Genomic DNA, 20,062 nt, shown 5'->3' on the forward strand with positions numbered 1-20,062 from the left:
GGTCAGAGTAAAGAATAAGCCGTACCGGACCTTTGTGGTTCGGTACGGCCTTTTTGAATTAACTGACAACAAGCAGTTAGCTTTGCGAGTGGATCAGGCGGCGGGTCTGGTCGCCGAAAAGCACGTCAATTTTGTGCGGTTCGATGACGGCCGTGACTTCGCCGTGGCCGAATTTAGTGTGCATCATCGCCTGTCCCTTTCGGTATTTGCGTGTGCGGTCATAGTCCGAGGCGGCCTTGGCACGGCCGACGCTGACTGCGGTCTTAACGCCGCGGCTGAACGTCGAGGCCGTTCCGCATTCGGAACAAACTGCTTTCGTGATCTTACCTTGCTTGGTAACCGTTTCGATGTTGTGATCTTTCTCGACGTCACATGCAGAGCACATCATTTCGAGTGTATCGCCAACTTCGTACTTCTTTGTCAACATATTTGTCTACCTTCCCTATTTCTATCTATGGCGACGCTGCCTGAACTGACGAAAGTTCTTTTTGCCCGGAGCGGAGCTCGTCGCAACCGAAGCGAGCATTTGTCCGCCAAATTCGGGGTGGAATACACGCTCGACCTTTTCGCCTGTCAATTTTTCGATGGCACGCATCGAATGTTCCTCGGCGATCGTAAACAGCGTGATCGCACGTCCCGTTTTTCCGGCTCGTCCGGTACGCCCGATACGGTGGACGTAGTCCTCCGCAACCTCGGGTATATCATAGTTTATCACATGCGAGACCGAATCGATATCGATTCCGCGGGCAGCAACGTCGGTAGCGACGAGGATGCTCGTGTGGCCCGATTTGAAGCTGCGAAGTGCGGCCTCACGCTGCGACTGTGAACGGTCGCCGTGGATGCGGTTCGATTTGTGCGAACGAGCCTCCAGGATGTGTGCGAGACGGTCGGCACCGCGTTTTGTGCGGGTGAAGACCAGGACGCGTTCGAAATCTTCTTTCTCGAGCAGGTCGAGCAGGAGAACGGTTTTCGACTGAGCAGCGACAGGATATGCCGTCTGTTCGATCAGCATCGCGGCCTTGCCGCGGGGGCTGACCTCGATGTATACAGGATCTTCGAGCATCGGCGTTGCGATACGTTCGATCTCGTTCGACATCGTTGCCGAGAAGAAAAGTGTTTGACGCTTCGCAGGTATTACCTTAGAGATGCGTTTGATCGCCGGCAGAAAGCCCATATCGAGCATGCGGTCGGCTTCGTCGAGGACGAGGCAGGTCAATTTCGAAAAATTGAGCATTCCCTGGTCCATAAAATCGATCAGGCGGCCGGGCGTGGCGATGATGATATCAACACCGCGGCGAAGGGCCTGGATCTGTTTGTTATAACCGGCACCGCCGATGATCGCCGTGCAGCTGACACCCTTGGGTGCGAACTGGCGGCAAGCGGCCTCGGTCTGGTTAGCAAGCTCGCGCGTCGGCGAGAGAATGAGAACGCTCGTGCCGCGTCGATTCTTATCGGCGGCGAGGTTCTGAAGTATGGGAAGCAGGAACGCTGCGGTTTTGCCTGTACCGGTTTCGGCACAAGCCATGATGTCGCGGCCTTCGAGTACAACAGGAATAGCCTGTTCTTGGATCGGTGTAGGCTGTGTATAGCCCATCTGCTCACATTTGTCGGTATAAACCGGCAGCAAGCCTAAATCTTTAAAAGTCATTTGTAATTAAAAAATCTCTAGATCAACTAAAGGTTCGCGTAGGTTTTGAGTGCACGCATTCAGGTGCATCGATCGAATGTGCCTACAAACGCAGTGTACACAGACGAATATCCAACATGAGTTGGAACTCTAAACAAATCTTCAGGATGTAATAAGAAGTACTAACGCGGAGTGATCTTCAGTCTAACGGTGAAAACGAAGGAACCTACGTTCGAGGGGCGTGCATTCATTGTGCGAACCCGCTTCTAACTAGTCGTAACGACCCGTCTCTCGAACTATCCATTACGCTTAAACATATAAGCGACTTTACCGTCGATGAATGAGATACGGAATTATCAAACTATGAGACTAGCGCGTCCGCAGATAAATAGCAAGCTAATTATTTATCCCCAACTCGGCACGGAATAAACGCCGGGACAGCAGTTGCGAGGAGACGCTGATTTCCGGACGGTTTTTTGCCTCGAACTGCCGTCATTTATACCCATCGATCCGAAACGTGATCGTGCCTTGTGACCAGACCTGTTCCGCTTGTCCCGCTCTTGTCCCACTGTTTTTCAGCACCTAGCGGGACAAATAAGTATCCGTATTTGCAACACTTACGTCTCAATTTTGCCGGTGTCCCGCGATTTTTCGAAAAAAATAAATATTACTTTGTCTTCAGCCTGTAAACCTATTTCAGGACGTTGCAGAGGCAGACAAAGACCCAAACCAATCGCTGTGTCCGCTCATTATTTTCAAAGATCTCTTGGCCGTTTTCGCCGATTTAATTATATCATGAAATTGCGTATATCGGTTAGAGTTTTATTGGTGCAACAAAACATAAGGAAGCGGTTGCGATTCTAGAATGCCAGATAGATCGCTGATATCAGTACGACGTGGGCTGAGATGTGGGCAATGATGGCGGATTCGAGGCCACGGCGCCAGTAAAGGAATCCGGCGGCGACGCCCAATATTGAGTTTGCGGTGATGACGTAGATCACGAGCGGCACCGACAGCCCGCCGGCGAGCATCGACGCGAGCGGTAGATGGCCCATCCCAAAGACTAGAGCAGACACAATGATCGCCGCAATGACATAGACCGCTTTTGGCTCCCCGATGCCTTTTTGGAACAAACGCCATGCGGCCCAGACCAAAAATGTCATGAATCCCCAACGCAGCAGTATCTCTTCGGTAAATCCACCGAAGAGAAACCGCGTTAGAGCCGGAAGAAGTTTGTTGAATTCCTCGGCACGTTCGATGAACTCGTTCGTGAAGTGAGGTTTGGCGACAACCCAGCTCAAAACTATCGTCGAGCCCGACAAAAGCCCCGCGATCACGCCCGGCACGATCTGCGGCTTTAGTCTTTGGAGAAACGGCTCACCATTCGCCGCCGCCTCGGCCGCCGGAGCGTGCAGCCCGACACGTGACGCAAGCCCAACACCAACCAACACCGCAACCGTCACAATAACCGTCGGCTGAATAAGACTCACGATCTTAAACAACCACGCCGGCGGCAACTCCACCGGCGGCGTCCCCTCCGGCAGCGGAACGGCGCGTATCAACGCCTCCAGATCCACAACCAAAAACGACAAAACCCCCAGCATCCCCGCCGTCCACAATATCCAGAATAGTTTTGTCTTCGCTTTCAAAACACCGCTATCTTACGCCTGAACGACCAACGCCGCAAACCGAGCTGTCCCACTGTCCCACTGTCCCAACACTTTTTTCACGCGCCGTATGGCTTCCTGTTTTTGTCCCAGAATGAGACCTTTTGGGACAGATCGGAGACACGTAAATGATTGATAAATCTGTGGTTTACGCTATTTCGTAAGAGTGTCCCATTTTTCGATACTCAGCGCGCGCACATTGTTTCGTCGGCTTTGATCTAGACAGTTCCGAGTGTTATGCTTTGTCCCACCTGTCCCGCTCTTGTCCCGCTGTTGTCCCGCTGTTTTTTGGTGCCTTGTGGGACAAATAAGTGTTGTATTTGCAACACTTATGCCGCGACCCTGCCTTTTTTCCGTGTTTTTTCAAAAAAATAGATATTACTTTGTCTTACCGCATGCAAACCTATTTCAGGACAAAGTGGAGACACGGGAAGAAAACTCAACGTCCGTTTCCTATCTATGTTTTCAAAGATCAATCGGCTAGTTTAGCTAATTCAATTATACCATGAAATTGCGTGAGTTGGTTGGGGTTTTATTAATGCAACGTCGCGAAAACGGAATCCAGCCCGCCCATCGGGCTATGCCCGTCTATTTGCGGTGAAGCTATGCTTCACCGTCGCTGCTCAAAACTCTTCGCGGCTGTGCCGCCGCACATTCCAGAAGCGGCGGCAAAGCCGCGAGGATAATTCAGGCGTTCGGAAAAGCAGAGCTTTTCCGCAAATAGGGCGGCAAAGCCGCGAAGAAGAGTTTTTATTTACCTTGTTTGAAGATGCGGCGTGGCGTTTCTTTTTCTCTGAACGCTTCGCCAAATAGTCGTCGAGCGAGACCGTCGGCTCCTTCTTACGTTTTTCGGTGACGGAAGCATATCTGAGATCTTCTGCGGTTTATTTCCTTCATCAGCTTACCGATTAACGACGTCAATTTGAGGTTGACACGCCCGCGCATAAAGATTATATCTAGTTGTGTTGAAGCCCGTATACAAAAGTGGATGTATGTCCCCTGCCAGAATTGGCGGCCCTCGAATCAACGCGGGGTTTTAAGGTACGGGCTTTACTTTTTATCAAGCGTCCACCCCAACTGCTTACGAGCCGGCATCTTAACAATCCCAAAGCCTTGGATTCTTCCTCGATCATTGTGCCGAAATTTACTCTCTATTTTTTCAAAGTATTCATACATTGGAAGAGTGCTAACCGAACCATCCTCCCACTCGTTACCGTATAGCTGAAATTGCTTATGGACGTTGAATGCACAAAGATCCGCTAATTGTACCAAGTGGGATGTTTGAGAATTTACGAACTTCTGCGTATTCAACACCTTAAAGTTAAGAGAACGTCGCAACTGACTACCGTGCTTACGGAGTTTTGCATGATGATTTCGCAAGTTATCTTTAAACTTATTACCTTTCGGCGTGGCACCCGAGGTATCGTCTATAATCACATTTACGTTCTCATCCTCCCTTAATGCACACACAACCCTCATCAATAAAGTCTCATATGCGACTGCCGGCGGGTACCACGGACTTGGATAGTCTTCTTCCATCTGCGGCTTATCAACGACCGATGCAATCAGTTCCAGTTCGGAAGCAGAAATCAGATCATAGATTTCAATCGTAAAACCCGCTATTTGGGCTTCGGTAACTCCGTATTTGTCGATGTAACGAATTTGCCTTTGTTCTGGACGCCGCAGCCAATGCGATTTAATTTCGACGCTCGGATCATTAAAATATTTCTCTTTTAGCTTGATAACTTCACTCGCCAAGACGCCCGCCATTTTCATCGGAACTAGAATTCCACAGAACACAAAATAATTCGATACCCCTGACCCACTCAAATTGTAGGTATTTGGTGCATAGGCATACTCTTTAGTGCCGGAATCGTCGATAAAGAATAAATGAGTAGCTTCCATCACCTTAATTGGAGAATTATTTAAAATTGCAACTTGGCAGAACTTACTCCAGTTAAAAAGGCTTCGCTCGTTACCAAGCAAGCCTTCCTGTTTACGTGCGAACTAACTGCGTCCGTAGCAAGTGGGAGCTTGCTCTGATTTCGTTCACGCCTAACGGCGTAACTCTGAACGATCATATCCGCAGCGGCATGACTATGTATTTGTAGTCGTAGGTTGAGTCGCCGTGGATGGACATTTGGGTCTGGGCGTTGGCGTCTTTGAATTCGAAGGCGATCCGGAGCGGGGCACGGCCGCTGTCCTTCGCGGGGGCAGTTGCAGCGGCAGTTGCAGTCGCGTCGGCTCGGGTTCCGATGGTTGGTTCGTCATCATTGGGGGACGAGATAGCGTCGGTGGTGACGGCGTCGTTCGAGCTGTGGAGCGAGCCGGCGTTGTTTAGGAATTCGAGCAGGTACTGCCAGTTGAAACCGAGCTGGAACTCGTCGCCGGCGTATTCGGCCTGGACGGCCTCGATGCCTTCGCCTTCTTCGCTCGATTTGGCGCTCAGTTCGATCTCGCCTTCGCGAACGGTGACGCGGATCGAGCGGTTGCGTTCGTCCGCCATGAGGCTGACGCGGCGGACCGCGGCACGCATTTCGTCGAGGTCAAAGATGGCACATTTGTCGTTGTCCTTGGGCATGACCATCTCGTAATTAGGGAACTGCCCCGATAGTTTGCGGCTGATCAGCAGGCGGCCTTCCATCTCGAAATAGAGGTGATTTGTGTCCTCGCCAAAGCTGATATCGCTCGACGTGTCGCGTGACACCTTGGCTAGCTCGAGCAATGCCTTTTTCGGGATCAGCGTTTCCATCGCGTCGGTCTCGCTCGAGGACGTGAGTTTTTTCTCGATATAGGCGAGGCGGTGGCCGTCGGTCGTGATCATCTTGGCCGAGCCGTCGGCGACGATGAATTTGGCACCCGAGAGCGTGAACCGCGAAACCTCGTTGGTGATGGCAAAGGCCGTGTTCTGGATAAAATAATTGAAAACGGCGGCCGGCAGCTTCATCGGCGTCGATTTGAACGAAGGGATCTCGGGGAACTGTTCGCGGCTGACGCCGGCGAGGCGAAAATTGGCACGGCCGCATTTCATCGTCACCCATTCGTTGTCCTCTTTTTTGAAATGCACTTCGCCGCTCTCAAGTGCTCGGACGATATCAAACAGTTTGCGGGCCTGGATGCACATCGAGCCAGGCCGGGCGATGACCGCCTCGGCATCGCAGCGGATCGTCACATCGAGATCGGTACCGACGATGCGGATCTCGCCCTCGCCGATCGATTCGATCAGGATGTTTGCTAGCACCGGGATCGTCGTCTTGCGCTCGACAACGCCCTGGATAAAGCCCAATTCTTCTTTTAATACGCTCTGTTTGATCGTGAATTCCATCGTTTAACTCCTAAAAAGATCGTTAACCGCGAAATATGCGGAAATGGCGAAAAATGGATCACAGCGATTTCCGTGTGTTTCGCGGTTAACTCGTGTTTTCAAATTATAAGCTTTTCGGATCCGTGCCGCTATCACTCAATTCCGGCTTCTCCGGCTTTTACTAATACTAAGACCTTATTAAATAAGATATATATTTAGTACTAGTAATAGGCGGCTGTGGATATGTGCAAAAGCGGCCTAAGCTCTTATAAAATCAACGTTTTTCCGTCCACAACGCCCTGTGGAAAATCTGTGGAAAACTTTTGCAACAGTGGATAACTGTTCCGCTGCTGTTTTATCCACCGTCATCCACAACCTAGATCTGCCGCACCTTGCGGAAATGTGGATAAACCTAATTCAAATATCTATAAATAAACGACTTACGTCCGCGATAAACTTTCTTTATATGTGGAAAACAAAACCGCGATCGATGCGTTAAATTTCCGTTAACTAATTGCAAAGATTATCTATTAGCTCGTTTATCGCGTTGTGGAAAACGCGGTCGTCGGTCATCAGCGTCGAGATCTTATCGACCGAGTGCATTACGGTCGTGTGATGCTTGCCGCCAAACTCGCGGCCGATCTCCGGGAAGCTGTGCCTGGTCAATCTTTTACACAGATACATCGCCACTTGCCGTGGTACCGCGACGGCCCGCGAGTTGCTCTTTGACTTCATTTCCTCGACCGTCATCTTGTAGTGCGAGGCGACCGCACGGGCGATGCGTTCCATCGTCATGCCATGCGGATGCTCGGCGTCGATGATGTTCTTCATCGATTGCTGGGCGAGCATCTTGGACAAAGGCAATCCTTTTAACGACGCGATCGCGACGAGACGGACCAGCGAACCCTCAAGCTCGCGGACGTTGCTTTTGATCTTGCCGGCGATGTACATCGCGATGTCGTCGTCGAGCTCGTAACCGTCAAGATCTGCCTTTCGTTTGAGAATGGCGACCTTTGTTTCGAGATCGGGCGGTTCGATATCGGCGATCAGTCCCCATTCGAACCGCGAGTGCAGACGCTCCTGCAGCGTCGGTATCTCACGCGGCGGACAATCGCTCGAGATGACGATCTGCTTTTGATTATTGTGCAAAGTGTTGAATGTGTGAAAAAACTCTTCCTGCGTGCGGTCCTTGCCGGCGAGGAACTGGACATCGTCGAGCAGCAATACGTCGATCGAGCGGTATTTGTCGCGAAACGCCGGCGTTTTATCAAAGCGGATCGCGTTGATCAGCTCGTTCATGAACTTTTCGCTGGTGATGTAGGCGACACGCAGGCTCGAGTTTCGAGCTTTGATCGCGTGGCCGATAGCGTGCATCAGGTGCGTTTTACCCAAACCGACCCCGCCATAGATGAATAACGGGTTGTATGTAGTCCCGGGCATCTCTGAGGCCCCGAGAGCGGCAGCGTGAGCAAACTGGTTGGATGATCCAACGACAAACTTTTCAAACGTGTATTTCGGATTGAGCGACGTGTCCACGCCCTCGACGTCCGCGTAGTTGATGACGCCCGGCGTTGAGAATGTGCGCTGTTTGGTTTCGAAAATGAGTTCGGTGTCGTCATCATGTTTTTCGTAGGCCTTTTCGTCGATCTCCCAATCGATGGTGTATCCGTCGAGGCCGGCGTCGGTCAGCGTCTGGTCGAGGATCGCCGAATAGTAACGGCAGACCCAATCTTTTGTATAGCTGCCGGCGGAGATGCGAACGGTCTTGTTCGCGTCGTCGGTCCCGAGAAACGAAATAGGCCGAAACCAGGTGTCATATACTTGTCTGCTCAGGCGTTCGCCGATCAGCTCAAGCACATCGTCCCATACGTTTGTTTTTGCTAAGATTAACTCCAAGTTTGCTTCTCCGAAAGACGTGTTTAAGAGACGAAATCCTTAAACAAAATTCTGGTTCTCAAGATGGTGATTAGTCGGGGTGTTCGAATGGCCGCAAGCGGCAGGATAACTCGTTATGTTTTGGCTAGTTCAGCCGATTGTTAGGACAATCGCAGACGTGTTATCCACAGGCTTTTCCACATAAGAAAAGAAAAGCCGCATAAAACTTAAAGTAAAGCATTAACCCGTTTATTATCAACACTTTACAAAGACTGTAAGCTTGAAAACGGATAACAGACTAACACGAAAAATGGCGCCTTGCAAACGGAAATCCACAGGTTTTTTTCGAGAGTTTTAACACGGATTTAACTTCCTTTTTTAACAAGAACTTGTGAGATGTTTCGCGCCAAATGAGGTTAAGTTTTTGGACATTTTTTGGCTGATTTTTGATCAAAAAACCGCAAATTTTTTTCGTTATTTTTCACTTTTTTTTCGCCAATGACAGCAGCCATGAAACAGACACTCAAGGGACTCACAAAAGACTTGATCTACATCAGCGAGACGGATGCTGAGATCGTACCGTTCGTGCTCGGAAAAGCTGAGCGAGTAACCGCGGAAGACGTGATCAAACAAACTGGCGGACCGCCGAACGAACCGGTTGCGGTGGTCGACACGGAGGCATTCTTCGCCAGATTGACGGCGATCAGTGACTGGTTCGGTCCGCAGGAGACTCGTCAGGCCGATCGATTCAAAGCGCTTAAGGAATACCTTGATGAGGAACTCAAGGACATTAAGGTATTCAAGGTCGGCAAGATCCGTATATCGATCTACGTCGTCGGGATCGACCGGCAAGGCAGGCTTTCCGGTGTGAAGACGACGGCCGTTGAAACATAAAGAAGCCGTCGCTTGCGACGGCTTCAACAGAGCGCGATCTAACGAACACTACTTCTGCGAGACGCGTGCCCCGCCGGATTTGTTGGTGACGATATTGGCAGGTGTTCCGCTGTATGTCACACGGGCTCCGCCCGAGATGTCCGAGCGAAGATCGCCGGTAACGCTGACCTCAACACTGCTGCCGCCGCTGCCCTCGATATTTGCATCGACCGTCGAAAGTCCGCCGGCGTTAACACGGGCACCTCCGCTCGATTCGACCGTCAGTTTGACGGCTTCGCCAGCAACCGTCACTCGCGAGCCGCCCGACGATTCGATCTTAAGCGATTCGCTCTTGAGGCCGTTTGCCGTTACGTTCGCGGCACCCGAGACCTGCAGGCCATCGATCTTAGGAGCAGAGATACGGATCTTGATCGGCGAACTGGATTTGAGTCGTTTGTCTGATTCGATACGCAGCGTATCGCCATCGACTCTGGTTTGGATGAGGCCGATCAGATTGTCGTCGGCTTCGACCTCGACGCCGAATTCCTTTTGAGCAACGATCTCGACCTGAAAAACACCGCCGACATCGACCGACTTGAATCCGCTGACCTCACGCTTTTCCGTAACGATATTGCCCGAACCGCGAGCCGAACCGAAATTCACCGAAAATTTAACAAAATCGGTGCTGGCACGCCCAAAGGAGAACGTATTTGCGACCACAAGCCCGATGACGAGTGCCGCTAAAAAGAACAAGAAACCAACTTTTTTCATAATGCCCTCACTGAAAATAAATGAAATAAATGAATAGCCGTGATTATGAACGGTTTCCAAAAGCGAAAAGTTCGGAGATTTTTTCAGTTCCTCGAGAGCGTTTTGGCCGGATCGTGAAACTGCCCGCTATTTGCACAACGTACGGTCGACATAAACTTTGTTGCCACCGGCATTTAAGTAGTAGCAGCCGCCTCGTGAACCTTTAAGATAGGTGAGTGAGGTTGCGGCAGATCTAGCGGGCGTTGGGTCAACAGCCGACGTTGCAAGCGGGACAGGAATGGTGGTCCCTGACGACGTTTTTATTTCCGGCGCAGGCTTTGGAACGGGCGTGGCTTGCCAGGCGACGACCTGCCATTTACCTTTTCGTGTTATGAACGTGCCCGTATTGAGATGATTTGAGGTCGACTTGGAGCCGTCAGCGTTTGTCGTATTTCCGACGAGCTTGAACGCGACGACGGCGGCATTGCCGTATTGCTGGACGCGAACGTCCTCGGCCGAATATACGGTGACAGGATCGCCGGGCTTTGATGCCGGGGCCGCTCGAACGCCTTTCATCAGTTCTGCTTTGCCGATGCGGACACCGACACCGCGAGTATATATAAGATCTTCGGCCCAGAATCTGTCATGGACCGCCGCGTCATTTCGCCCGGCACCGGCGAGGAATTCGTTGAGCATCCGGGTAAGTTCCGGGGCATCGGGTGACGTTTGGGCTTGGATCGAGAATGCTCCAGCGGCGATCATGACGAGCAGAAGAAAATATCGTTTCATATAGGCTCCTTTGGCATTTACCAGCATAAGGTAACGCGAAGGGGCCGTTTTACACAAGGTCATTCATAACGGAGAGACTCTATCGGGTTCAGCCGGCTTGCCCGTATGGCAGGCATCACGCCGGCGACAAAGGCGATCGAACAAACGATCAACATTACCAAAATGATCGACGGGACGGTAAAAACGAATAGAGTATAGCCCTCGAAGGAAGCCGCGTAGGCCCGCATGAGGACCTGATTGGCGACAAGGCCGACAATGATCCCACCGACGATGCCGAGCAAAGCACCCCAGAAGCCGATCAGTACCGATTCAAGCGAAAAGACCGCAAAGATCTTGCCGCGGCCCATACCGAGGGCTTTCTGCAGGCCGATCTCCTTGGTGCGTTCGAGTACGGCGATGACGAGCGTGTTGATGATACCGAACGAAGCCGCGAGCAGAGCGATGAACGCGACCAGGCTCATTCCGATCTTAAAGATGCCGATCGCGTCGTAAGTACGCTTTTGCTGATCTGCGATCGTCTCGGCCGAGAATCCCTTTTCATCGAGCTTTTTCTTTACCGCAACGATCTTTGCCTGATCGGCAGATGAGAGTTGGACCGAAAAGCTGAAAAATTTACCGGCCTCTGACGGATCGCGTTGAGCGGCATAAATTGAAGCGGCGGTCTGCGAATCGACGAACGAGTTGGTCATCGTCATAAAGCCCTTGGTCGCGACTCCGACGATACGGAGCGATAGGGTTCGCATCTGCCGGTCCGAAGCTTTGTAGCCGATCGTCGCTGTTTTGCCGATAAGGTTCGCAAAATCAGCGTCGAGCTCCTTTGCCAGTCCGATCGGGATCACGATCTGGCCTGGGCCGCTGATGGTCTTGCCGGCTTCGACCTTTTGTGAGACCCCTTGCGAGATCATACCGAGCTCGAGCTCGAATTTCTTCTGGCCGTCGAGCGTGATGTACTCGCCATTGATCTCGTAACGAGGCGTAACTGTCTTTACATCTGGTACATCCTTGAGCACGGATTCCATTTGCGCAAGGGTCACCAACGCGGCCGTCGGGTCGATCTCAGCGGTTGCCGGCGTTGATGTTTCATCCTTATATTCCGGGGGAGCGTCGCCGCGGGGAGCACCCTCCGGGCGTTCGATCTTTCGTCGGACAAAGACCACTGTGTCGCCTTCGATATTTTTGACCTGGCTCTCGACATAGCTTCTGAGGCCGTCGCCGATGCCGTTGGTCATGGTCAATGTAAACGAGCCGACGAAGATAGCAGCGACCGTAAGGAATGTGCGCAGTTTGTTGCGAAACAGATTGCGGTTGGCAAGTTTTACGAGATCCCACGGTTTCATTAGCTGCTTGCCTCCCCTCTGCGCTCGGCGATGATCCTGCCGTCCTTCATTTCGACTATACGGCCGCAACGATCCGCCAGATCCGGATCGTGCGTTACGATGACGAGCGTGATGCCTTTTTCACGATTGAGGTCAAAGAGCATTTTTTCGACAGCTGCACCGGTGTTCGAATCGAGATTGCCCGTCGGTTCGTCAGCAAATATCACCTGCGGCTTTCCAACGATGGCACGTGCGATACAGACACGCTGTTTTTCGCCGCCGGAGAGGTCCTTGGCCTTTTTTTCGGTCTTATCCGAAAGGCCGACGGAAGCAAGGGCCTCGTCGGCGTCAGTTATCATGTCAAAATCCGATGCTCCGCGAATACGCATTGGGAGAACGACATTTTCGAACACTGTATCGCGACCGTTCAGAAAGAACTGCTGAAAGACAAACCCGAACTTTTCGTTGCGGAGCAGATTCCTTTCCGTTTCGGACATGGCCGAGGTCTCATCGTCGTCGACAAAGACATAGCCTTCGGTCGGTGCATCAAGACAGGCGAGCAGATGCATCAGCGTCGATTTGCCGCTGCCGGATTTGCCGACGATGGCGATGCAATCACCCTTGTGAATACGCAGATCGACATTTTTGAGAGCATCAAAATCGACGCCGTCGCTCGTGTAAGTTTTAGAAAGTCCGCTGGCCTCGAGCATAATTTTTTGCTGCGAAGGCACAGAAACTGCTTCCGCATGCAAGTCATTTACGCGCGTTTCTGCGGGAAGTTCGGTAAAAGTCGAAACAACTTCCGGCGTTGGCGATCGCGGTGCCGGATCCGTGATCCGGGCCGGTTCGACTGAGACGCCTTCTGCGGCAGTCATATTTTCGGCAGTTTTTATGGCCGCCGGCTGCAAACTGCTTTTCAATTCTGCCAAAAGTCCGGCTACAGCCTTTTTGTCAGCTGCCTCACGCTCTCGGTCGACGGTTCGGTCGGTGGTTTGATTGAATTTAACGCCGTTTTCGAGTGTCCGGAAAGCACGATCGAGCAAAGCGTACATTGTCACGATCTGCCGCTGCGAAGCGGTCAGGCTGAGTGAATCCATGGCCGCATCCGAATAGACCTTGCCGTAGGGTGTTCCGTACCAGCTTGCCTTGATGCGTCCGACGGCCTCGAGTGGGTCGCCCTGAGCGAGGCTGTCGAGGTCGACGAGACCGGCGAATCTACCCTCGAAGATCATCACATTATTTGACGAAATATCGCCAAAATATGTCAGCGGCCGGACCCTATCAAAATAGCCATTGAATTCGGAATTGATCCACGCGAGCGTATTTTCGATATTTCCGTCGAGAACGCCAGTCATGCGTCCCCAATCGAGGACGACATTTGTCACGCGGGCAACCTCTGCCGACCAAGAATCAACAAGATCTCGGTCGTCGCCCCACAGAACACCGAACTTTCCATTGTTCGGCACATCGCTCAGTTGCTTGAAAACGTTGGCTACGTCGGCCGCGATGCTATGCAGTTCATCATCTTTCAACGTTGCGATGACGTTACCAATATCATTTCCCGGAATTTGAGTTTGGACCTGGTAGGCGATAGACAGAGTCGACATTGTCAGATCTTCGGCGACGATCTCGGGCACATGGATGCCTTTGGACCGGAAAAGCGGAATGTGATCGTGCGAGCCGAGCATATACCGCGGCTCGGTATTGAGCCTGAATATGAGGTCGCGTCCGCAAACCGATGCCGAATAGACTGCGTTGCAGATCCCGTTGTTCATCCGCACGATCAGGCTCGGCGTGTCGCCGAACTCATTTTCGGCGATATGGTTGATCGCCTGATGATGAGTGTATTCGGACATTATTTCGCGTAGAGATAAAATTGTATCGCCTGCAGCAAGCCGATAAAGAAACCGAACAAAGCTCCGAATAGTTCGATCGTCCGGAGGTGTTCTTTTGCCACCGACATAACCAGTGCCTCGAGCTTTTCGGGCGGATAATTGTGTATCTTTTCGCGTACCATGCCGCCGACGTCGAATTCTGCGACCGCCTCGGGCAGTTTGGCGTGTACGGCAGCGATGATGGCGTCGGTCAGCGAGGTGCTGGCTTCTTTGATCTTTGTTTCGTCGATATGGTCGCCGATCTTTCCTATCGGCGCAGACAGAAGCCGGTCGATCTGAGCGGCTAGCATCTCGTTGATGATATTTGACGTTTCGTCGCGGCTGATGATCTCGAGCAACCCGTTAGCGAGCATCGATTTGAGCTTTTCTTCAGACTCGGAATGGACCATCTGGAGAATGGCATCGATGCTGTGCGGCCGCAGCTTTTCGAGCATCGCCGTCAGGTATTTTGTAACACCGGCGGTCGTCTCTTCGCTCTGGAGCAAACTCAGTACAGACTTGGTGACTTGATCTTTTAGCCGTAAAAGCTGGTCAGGAGCAACGGCCCCGATGACAACGGGCAAAGGTTTCGACAGGGCGTTGTCGATACTCGAACTGATAAAAGAACGGGCCTCTTCGGCAAAATATGTGCCGTTCAGCGTTTCTTCTATACGTTTCGGCAGGCTCTCGCTTACGAGAGCGTCGACCTCGTTAAGCAGCATTTCGCGGGAGACGAATATCTTCTTGAAGAACGACAGATTTTCGTAGTAGACATGAACCTCACGTTTGATCAGCGAACTGATCTGGTCGCGTGTTTTTTCAGTTGCGGCGATATCGGCGATCTGTTTGATCGCAGGTTTGATCTGCTCGTTGGCTTTCTCCTTGAGCAATGCGACGGCATCGTCGGTGAACATCTTGCCAAGCGGCGTCTCGGAATTTACAAGATCGTCGATACGTCGGCCGATGAAATCGCGGATGTTGTCTTCGAACACTTTTGCTTTCACCGCTGTCTTGATCCGCTCGTCGAGAAAGACGGTGATCTTAGCGAATGTTTCGTCATCGACGATCTCAGAAACGCGTTTTCCCAACACATCGTCAACGCGTCGTGTCACAAAACCGCGGATAGCCGAGAGGGATTCTTCACTCTTTAGAACGTTGGTTATATGTTCGGCGAGCTTATTTTGCAGAGCGGCGATAGCATCAAGTACCGGTTCGCGGACATTCTTGGGCAATGCCTCGATCAGCGAAGGATAGTCTTCGGCGAGGAGTTCATTAGTGTACGAATCGACGACGTTCTGGATCTTCCGCCGCAGGAAGTCCTTACCGGTGAGTTGCTCGATGATCGTGTCTTGAGAGACGAGTTCCTGGCCGACAGCCTTTCCTATCGCGTTTGCCAGGCGGTCGCGGTGACGCGGGATCATCCCTTGCGGAAATATCGTAATGCCCAACAATTTGACCGGATTTCGCGGCCGAAAGAGCATCCTCACAGCAAGCCAAGCTCCGGCATATCCGTGCAGTGTCGCGAATACGACCAACAGGCCGATCTGTACCCATATATTCTTGAAAATGGGTAGAAGAGAGTTTGTAATTTCCTGTAGTGTTTCCATCGAGCAAAAATTGAACGCGGATCTGGCGGATCAGGCAGATAAAACGGATCTGAAAGAACTATCTCTTATCCGCGTTGATCCGCCCGATCCGTTCTATCCGCGTTCAAATAAACATCTAACTTTCGAAACACATCAAAAGATCTGAAAGCCCTTTGATCTCAAACAAAACTCAGCAAACTCCTCCATCCAGTCATGGCTCGCGCTGTAATTTTTCCACTGCTCGTCGCCGTCGCGGTGGAGCGTCATGTCGTCCGGCGCGTCAGTGATGCTGAGGTCGGCAAAGACACGTTTGTTCGGAGCGAGTTTCGGCAGCCACTCGCTCTTGATCCGCGAACCTATCTCGTGTGCGTCGTCCGTCGAAATTTTTACGCCCGTCGCGTTATATGCCATTTGTCTCAAGGCTCCTTCGCCGAGTATGTCGAGGCTCCTGATTATCTCAAGGGCCGCTTTCCAATTCCATACGTTGGCGTTGAATTCAAAGTTCTCGCTGGAGAGATCGGTAAGTGTGAAGCTCATATTTGTACCTAAGGAAAATGCTAAACGGCAATCTAAGTTTGGTCAATGAGTTTCGGCTTTGAAAACGATATAATTTGGTTTTTGGCAAAATGAAGCATCAGATACCGGTCAGGATAATAGTTTTGCGGCCCTTGGCGGGAGTCGCGATGTTGGTGCAGCGAGGAAAGGACGAACTTTTGCCGCCGAGCAAGAAGTCAGCAGATCGGTTGATCTTCGATTTTGAACTTACGGTGGATATGTCAGAAACTCGGCCGAATTTCCTCGGCAAATATGCCCAAGGGCCGAAGGACGCGCGGTTTGTTTACGTGAATTCCGGAACCTACGCGGATCAACATTCAACGTGGGGACGCCGGGCGAAAATCTCGCTGATGAATATTACCGGTGATCAGATACAAACGGTTGTTTCCAAAGCCGGGATGATATTGCAAACCGAATTCGAAGGCGTAGGCCGTGACGGCGGGCCGACCTGTGCAAGTGTTAAACGTATTGAATGGAAATTGGTGAAACAATGAGTCAAAAGACTGTTACATACGCCGACGCCGGTGTTTCGATCGACAATGCAAATCTCGCGGTCGCGAAGATCCGTGAGTATGCACGCAGCACATTTAACGAGCGGACACTGACGGAGATAGGCAGCTTTGGCGGCATGTTTGCCGGGGCGTTCCCGAATATGTCCGAGCCTATATTGGTCGCTTCGGCAGACGGCGTCGGGACGAAGCTCAAGCTTGCGTTCGATACGGGAATTCACAATACGGTCGGTGCCGATCTCGTAAATCACTGTGTCAATTACATTTTTGTGCAGGGTGCTAGGCCTTTGTTCTTCCTCGATTATTTCGCCACCGGAAAGCTCGAACCGGATGTCACAGCCTCAGTTGTCGAAGGCATGGCACGTGCCTGCCGCGAGAACGGTTGCGTCCTGCTCGGCGGCGAAACGGCGGAGATGCCCTCGATGTACGCCGACGGCGAATACGATCTCGCCGGTTTTATCGTCGGGGTCGTCGATAAACCAAAGGTCATCGACGGCAAATCGATCACGCCCGGCGATGTTGTGCTCGGCATACCATCGACAGGTTTGCAGACAAACGGGTATTCGCTCGCGCGAAAGCTATTCTTCGAGGTCGGCGGCTACACGCCCGATTCGTACATCGACGAACTGGGCTCGACCGTCGGCGAAGCGTTGCTCGCGACGCACGCCAGTTTTCTCCGCCCGCTGGAAAGCATGTTAGATGGCGGCGTAATAAAAGGCCTCGTCCACATCACCGGCGGCGGCTTTCTCGAAAACATCCCGCGAATTTTGCCCGAAGGCGTCTCCGTCGAGATCAACCGAGGCACATGGCCCGAACTTCCGATCTTCGAAATGATGCAGCGGCTCGGAAATGTCTCGGATCACGAAATGTTCCGCACCTTTAATATGGGGATCGGGATGGTTGTCGTATGTTCAGACGGCGATAGAAATGCAGTCGCGGACCTGATAAAACCAGTCTACGAGATCGGAACGATCAAAACAGGCGCCGGGAAGGTGGAAATCGACCAATAGGCTTCGTAAACGAGCCCGTGAATTGATCGATCGCTAGAAAGGTTCGCATCCGGCATTTGCGCCGATGGTGAAATTGTAGCTTTTTAGATCTCTGCCTGTTTGTCCGCCCAGATGGCCGCCGCGAAATTTCACTGTGTCGCCTGCGACAACGAAGGTACCTCGATTGCCGCCCTCGAGGTCGGTGTAGCGATTACCGGCCAATACCTTGAATCCGAGGCCGATCATTATTCGCCCGCCCGAACCGTAGCAGGCATACTCGCCTATTTTCAGACCAGACCCGGACGAGGTGGACGGCTTTGTCGGTTGGCTATTCTGATCGACCATTTTCGTTTTGGTTGGTTTCAAATTGCTTTCTGAGTGAACGATGTAAGTACCGGCTTTCCATTGTTTGAAGGAGTTGCACTTGACCCGCATCACGGCTTGCGGATCATTCTCAGCAACCGTACAAGTTTGAAGGTCCGCCGCCTTGCCGGAGATGCTGAATTGGATCTTGTCTCCAACCGCAGATTCGCGTCGCCATTCGTCGCCCTTGGCCCATCTAGCCTGAGTGTTGTTCCCGATTTGAGTTTGACTACTATTAATGGTTTTTGTAGTTTCAAGCTGGCGAATGAAGCCTTTGCCATAGACGATATAGTTTCCCGCTGTCCATTGTTTGAAATCCCCGCACATAACGCGGATTATGCCTTGCGGACTGTTTTCCGAAACGGTGCAAGTCTGATGATCGGAAGCGTTGCCGGAAATACTGAACGAGACTTTCGCGCCGATCTTATACTGACCCCGCCATTCGTCACCGCGCGGCCAGATCTCCTGCGCAATAGCCGAAGTATTTAACGCAAACAGAAAGACGGCGATCGTTGCTGCAGCAAACATCAATCTCGTTTGCATATTTGAAATTGGCGTTTTCATTTTGTTTCTTCCTCGAAAATTGCCCCAACTTAATTAATGCGACAAAATTAAGAAAACCGGCTCAAGTTTCCGAAGTCATATTCTACCGTGCTTTCGGGGAACCGAAACTACGGAATATGCCTGAGAGGCCGAGTTCGGACTGGGTTGTGACGCATTTCAACAGAAATGATAATTTGTTCTCTGCAGTAAAATCTTCGTTATGTTCTGAATTTCGATATATAATAGCGTCCTGCCTGCAGGGCGTTAAGCGATTTTCAATATGCCGGAGCTTTTTGAATCACACGCAAAACGGAATATCGATCCCAAGAAATGGCTGATCGGTGCGGCAGCATTTTTGCTGCTGGCTGGTGCCGGTTACGGGCTGTTTGTGTTTACAAAGCCAAAAGGGCCGACGGCGGACGATATTTTGGCGGTCGAGGTTCGTGACGCAGTGGTGATGCTGCTAGATTATAAACGGTTTTCGGGCGAGGAATTTCATTCGCAAATGCTCGGCAAGGGACGGCTTGAGACACACAAACGGTCGATCGACGAGGTTTTGTTCACCTATCCGCGTTCCTCAGGCGAAGAGTTTCTGGAGTTCGTGAATACCTATTTTTACGACATTCGAAAGGTCGAATTGGGAACGGAAAAGGACGGCGAGATCAAACTCGGCGATTACAGCGTGCCTGCGTCGCCGAATTATGGCCAACTTTTTCGCACAAATCTGGCAAATATCAAGATCGACCATCGGCGGAATCTAAAGTTTGATTTCAAAGATGTTAGCTACTCGCCGAGCCTCGAAGAGATCAAAAATCTGACGACCAACTCAATGATCTACGGCGGCCGAATGTTGACGCAGGTGCCGGAGCGGAGCTTTAAGCCGTCGATGTTCTTTGCCAATCACGGCATCATGGTCGCAAAGCCAGGCGAACCTTCGCTCAAGCGTCTGGCGGACGATATTTTGAAAGATACCGGGCCTGACCGCGAAGCCCGCATACAGAAACTCGTGGATTTTGTGTCAAACGAGATCGAATTCAGCTATTCCGAAGCCCTCGGCGGCCGTGAAACGCTCAAACGCGGCAACGAAACACTGATGACACGAAACGGCGATTGCAGCAACAAGACCATCCTTCTCGCGTCATTACTCGAACAGATCGGTGAGGACTATATACTGCTTTACTGCCCGCGGCACATCACCGTTGCCGTTCCGCAAGGCAATTTTCAAAACAAGAACAAGCTCGATTTTACATGGGATTCCAAAAACTGGATGATCGCCGAGACGACGCTTGCCGGATTCCAGATCGGCCAGACGCTCGTCAACGAACCGCGATTATTGACGCGTGTTGAATACGTTCAAAACCCAAAGAATGCCGATGTGATAATCGATGCGAATTCGTACGAAGTGCTCAAGTTTTTGTAATAGCATCGCTGCGAACAAGGAA

General features: G+C 51.6%; 17 protein-coding genes. 4 read left to right on the forward strand and 13 right to left on the reverse strand.

Translation table 11 applies throughout. From position 1 onward, the window contains the following. Positions 1–76: 76 nt before the first annotated feature. The 6 genes from IPK01_04905 to dnaA form a co-directional block, all read right to left on the reverse strand. Positions 77–427, reverse strand: a complete 351-nt coding sequence (locus IPK01_04905; protein MBK7932833.1) for a hypothetical protein — start codon at positions 425–427, stop codon at positions 77–79. Positions 428–448: 21 nt separating this feature from the next. Next, positions 449–1,648, reverse strand: a complete 1,200-nt coding sequence (locus IPK01_04910; GenBank protein MBK7932834.1) for a DEAD/DEAH box helicase — start codon at positions 1,646–1,648, stop codon at positions 449–451. An 839-nt stretch (positions 1,649–2,487) separates the two neighbouring features. After that, positions 2,488–3,276 (reverse strand): CPBP family intramembrane metalloprotease, encoded by a 789-nt coding sequence (locus tag IPK01_04915; GenBank protein ID MBK7932835.1) that lies wholly within the window; start codon positions 3,274–3,276, stop codon positions 2,488–2,490. 1,068 nt (positions 3,277–4,344) lie between these two features. Further along, a complete protein-coding gene (locus IPK01_04920; GenBank protein ID MBK7932836.1) occupies positions 4,345–5,199 on the reverse strand; it encodes a DUF3800 domain-containing protein in 855 nt (284 codons plus the stop codon). A gap of 172 nt (positions 5,200–5,371) precedes the next feature. Continuing rightward, entirely contained in the window at positions 5,372–6,619 is a 1,248-nt protein-coding gene (gene dnaN / locus IPK01_04925) for a DNA polymerase III subunit beta (protein ID MBK7932837.1), read from the reverse strand. A 489-nt stretch (positions 6,620–7,108) separates the two neighbouring features. Continuing rightward, a complete protein-coding gene (gene dnaA / locus IPK01_04930; protein MBK7932838.1) occupies positions 7,109–8,485 on the reverse strand; it encodes a chromosomal replication initiator protein DnaA in 1,377 nt (458 codons plus the stop codon). A gap of 498 nt (positions 8,486–8,983) precedes the next feature. Here dnaA and IPK01_04935 point away from each other — a divergent pair, with 498 nt between their 5' ends. Further along, complete coding sequence (locus IPK01_04935; GenBank protein MBK7932839.1) at positions 8,984–9,367, forward strand: nuclease A inhibitor family protein; 384 nt, start codon at positions 8,984–8,986, stop codon at positions 9,365–9,367. 48 nt (positions 9,368–9,415) lie between these two features. On the opposite strand, the gene IPK01_04940 is transcribed toward IPK01_04935, so the two are convergent. From IPK01_04940 to IPK01_04965, 6 genes are all read right to left on the reverse strand, one after another. Beyond that, the gene (locus IPK01_04940) at positions 9,416–10,117 is read right to left on the reverse strand and encodes a DUF2807 domain-containing protein (protein ID MBK7932840.1); all 702 of its coding nucleotides are present in this window, start codon (positions 10,115–10,117) and stop codon (positions 9,416–9,418) included. 126 nt (positions 10,118–10,243) lie between these two features. Beyond that, positions 10,244–10,885, reverse strand: a complete 642-nt coding sequence (locus tag IPK01_04945) for a nuclear transport factor 2 family protein (GenBank protein MBK7932841.1) — start codon at positions 10,883–10,885, stop codon at positions 10,244–10,246. 59 nt (positions 10,886–10,944) lie between these two features. After that, the gene (locus tag IPK01_04950) at positions 10,945–12,222 is read right to left on the reverse strand and encodes an ABC transporter permease (GenBank protein MBK7932842.1); all 1,278 of its coding nucleotides are present in this window, start codon (positions 12,220–12,222) and stop codon (positions 10,945–10,947) included. Then, a complete protein-coding gene (locus tag IPK01_04955) occupies positions 12,222–14,057 on the reverse strand; it encodes an ABC transporter ATP-binding protein (protein MBK7932843.1) in 1,836 nt (611 codons plus the stop codon). Before IPK01_04955 ends, IPK01_04950 begins: the two co-directional genes overlap by 1 nt. After that, positions 14,057–15,682, reverse strand: coding sequence for a DUF445 family protein (locus IPK01_04960; GenBank protein MBK7932844.1), 1,626 nt, complete (start codon positions 15,680–15,682; stop codon positions 14,057–14,059). Before IPK01_04960 ends, IPK01_04955 begins: the two co-directional genes overlap by 1 nt. Before the next feature lie 132 nt (positions 15,683–15,814). Then, entirely contained in the window at positions 15,815–16,198 is a 384-nt protein-coding gene (locus IPK01_04965) for a hypothetical protein (GenBank protein ID MBK7932845.1), read from the reverse strand. 89 nt (positions 16,199–16,287) lie between these two features. Here IPK01_04965 and IPK01_04970 point away from each other — a divergent pair, with 89 nt between their 5' ends. Continuing rightward, the gene (locus tag IPK01_04970) at positions 16,288–16,710 is read left to right on the forward strand and encodes a hypothetical protein (GenBank protein ID MBK7932846.1); all 423 of its coding nucleotides are present in this window, start codon (positions 16,288–16,290) and stop codon (positions 16,708–16,710) included. Further along, positions 16,695–17,735 carry a phosphoribosylformylglycinamidine cyclo-ligase gene (locus IPK01_04975; protein MBK7932847.1) on the forward strand — a complete coding sequence of 347 codons (1,041 nt, stop codon included), beginning with the start codon at positions 16,695–16,697 and terminating at the stop codon, positions 17,733–17,735. Before IPK01_04970 ends, IPK01_04975 begins: the two co-directional genes overlap by 16 nt. A gap of 33 nt (positions 17,736–17,768) precedes the next feature. Here IPK01_04975 and IPK01_04980 read toward each other — a convergent pair whose 3' ends face one another. Next, positions 17,769–18,641 carry a hypothetical protein gene (locus IPK01_04980; GenBank protein MBK7932848.1) on the reverse strand — a complete coding sequence of 291 codons (873 nt, stop codon included), beginning with the start codon at positions 18,639–18,641 and terminating at the stop codon, positions 17,769–17,771. Positions 18,642–18,900: 259 nt separating this feature from the next. On the opposite strand from IPK01_04980, the gene IPK01_04985 reads away from it, so the two are divergent. Then, positions 18,901–20,040, forward strand: coding sequence for a transglutaminase domain-containing protein (locus tag IPK01_04985; GenBank protein MBK7932849.1), 1,140 nt, complete (start codon positions 18,901–18,903; stop codon positions 20,038–20,040). Positions 20,041–20,062 lie beyond the last annotated feature (22 nt).

It is taken from the genome of Acidobacteriota bacterium (genome assembly GCA_016713675.1).
GTDB lineage: Bacteria > Acidobacteriota > Blastocatellia > Pyrinomonadales > Pyrinomonadaceae > OLB17.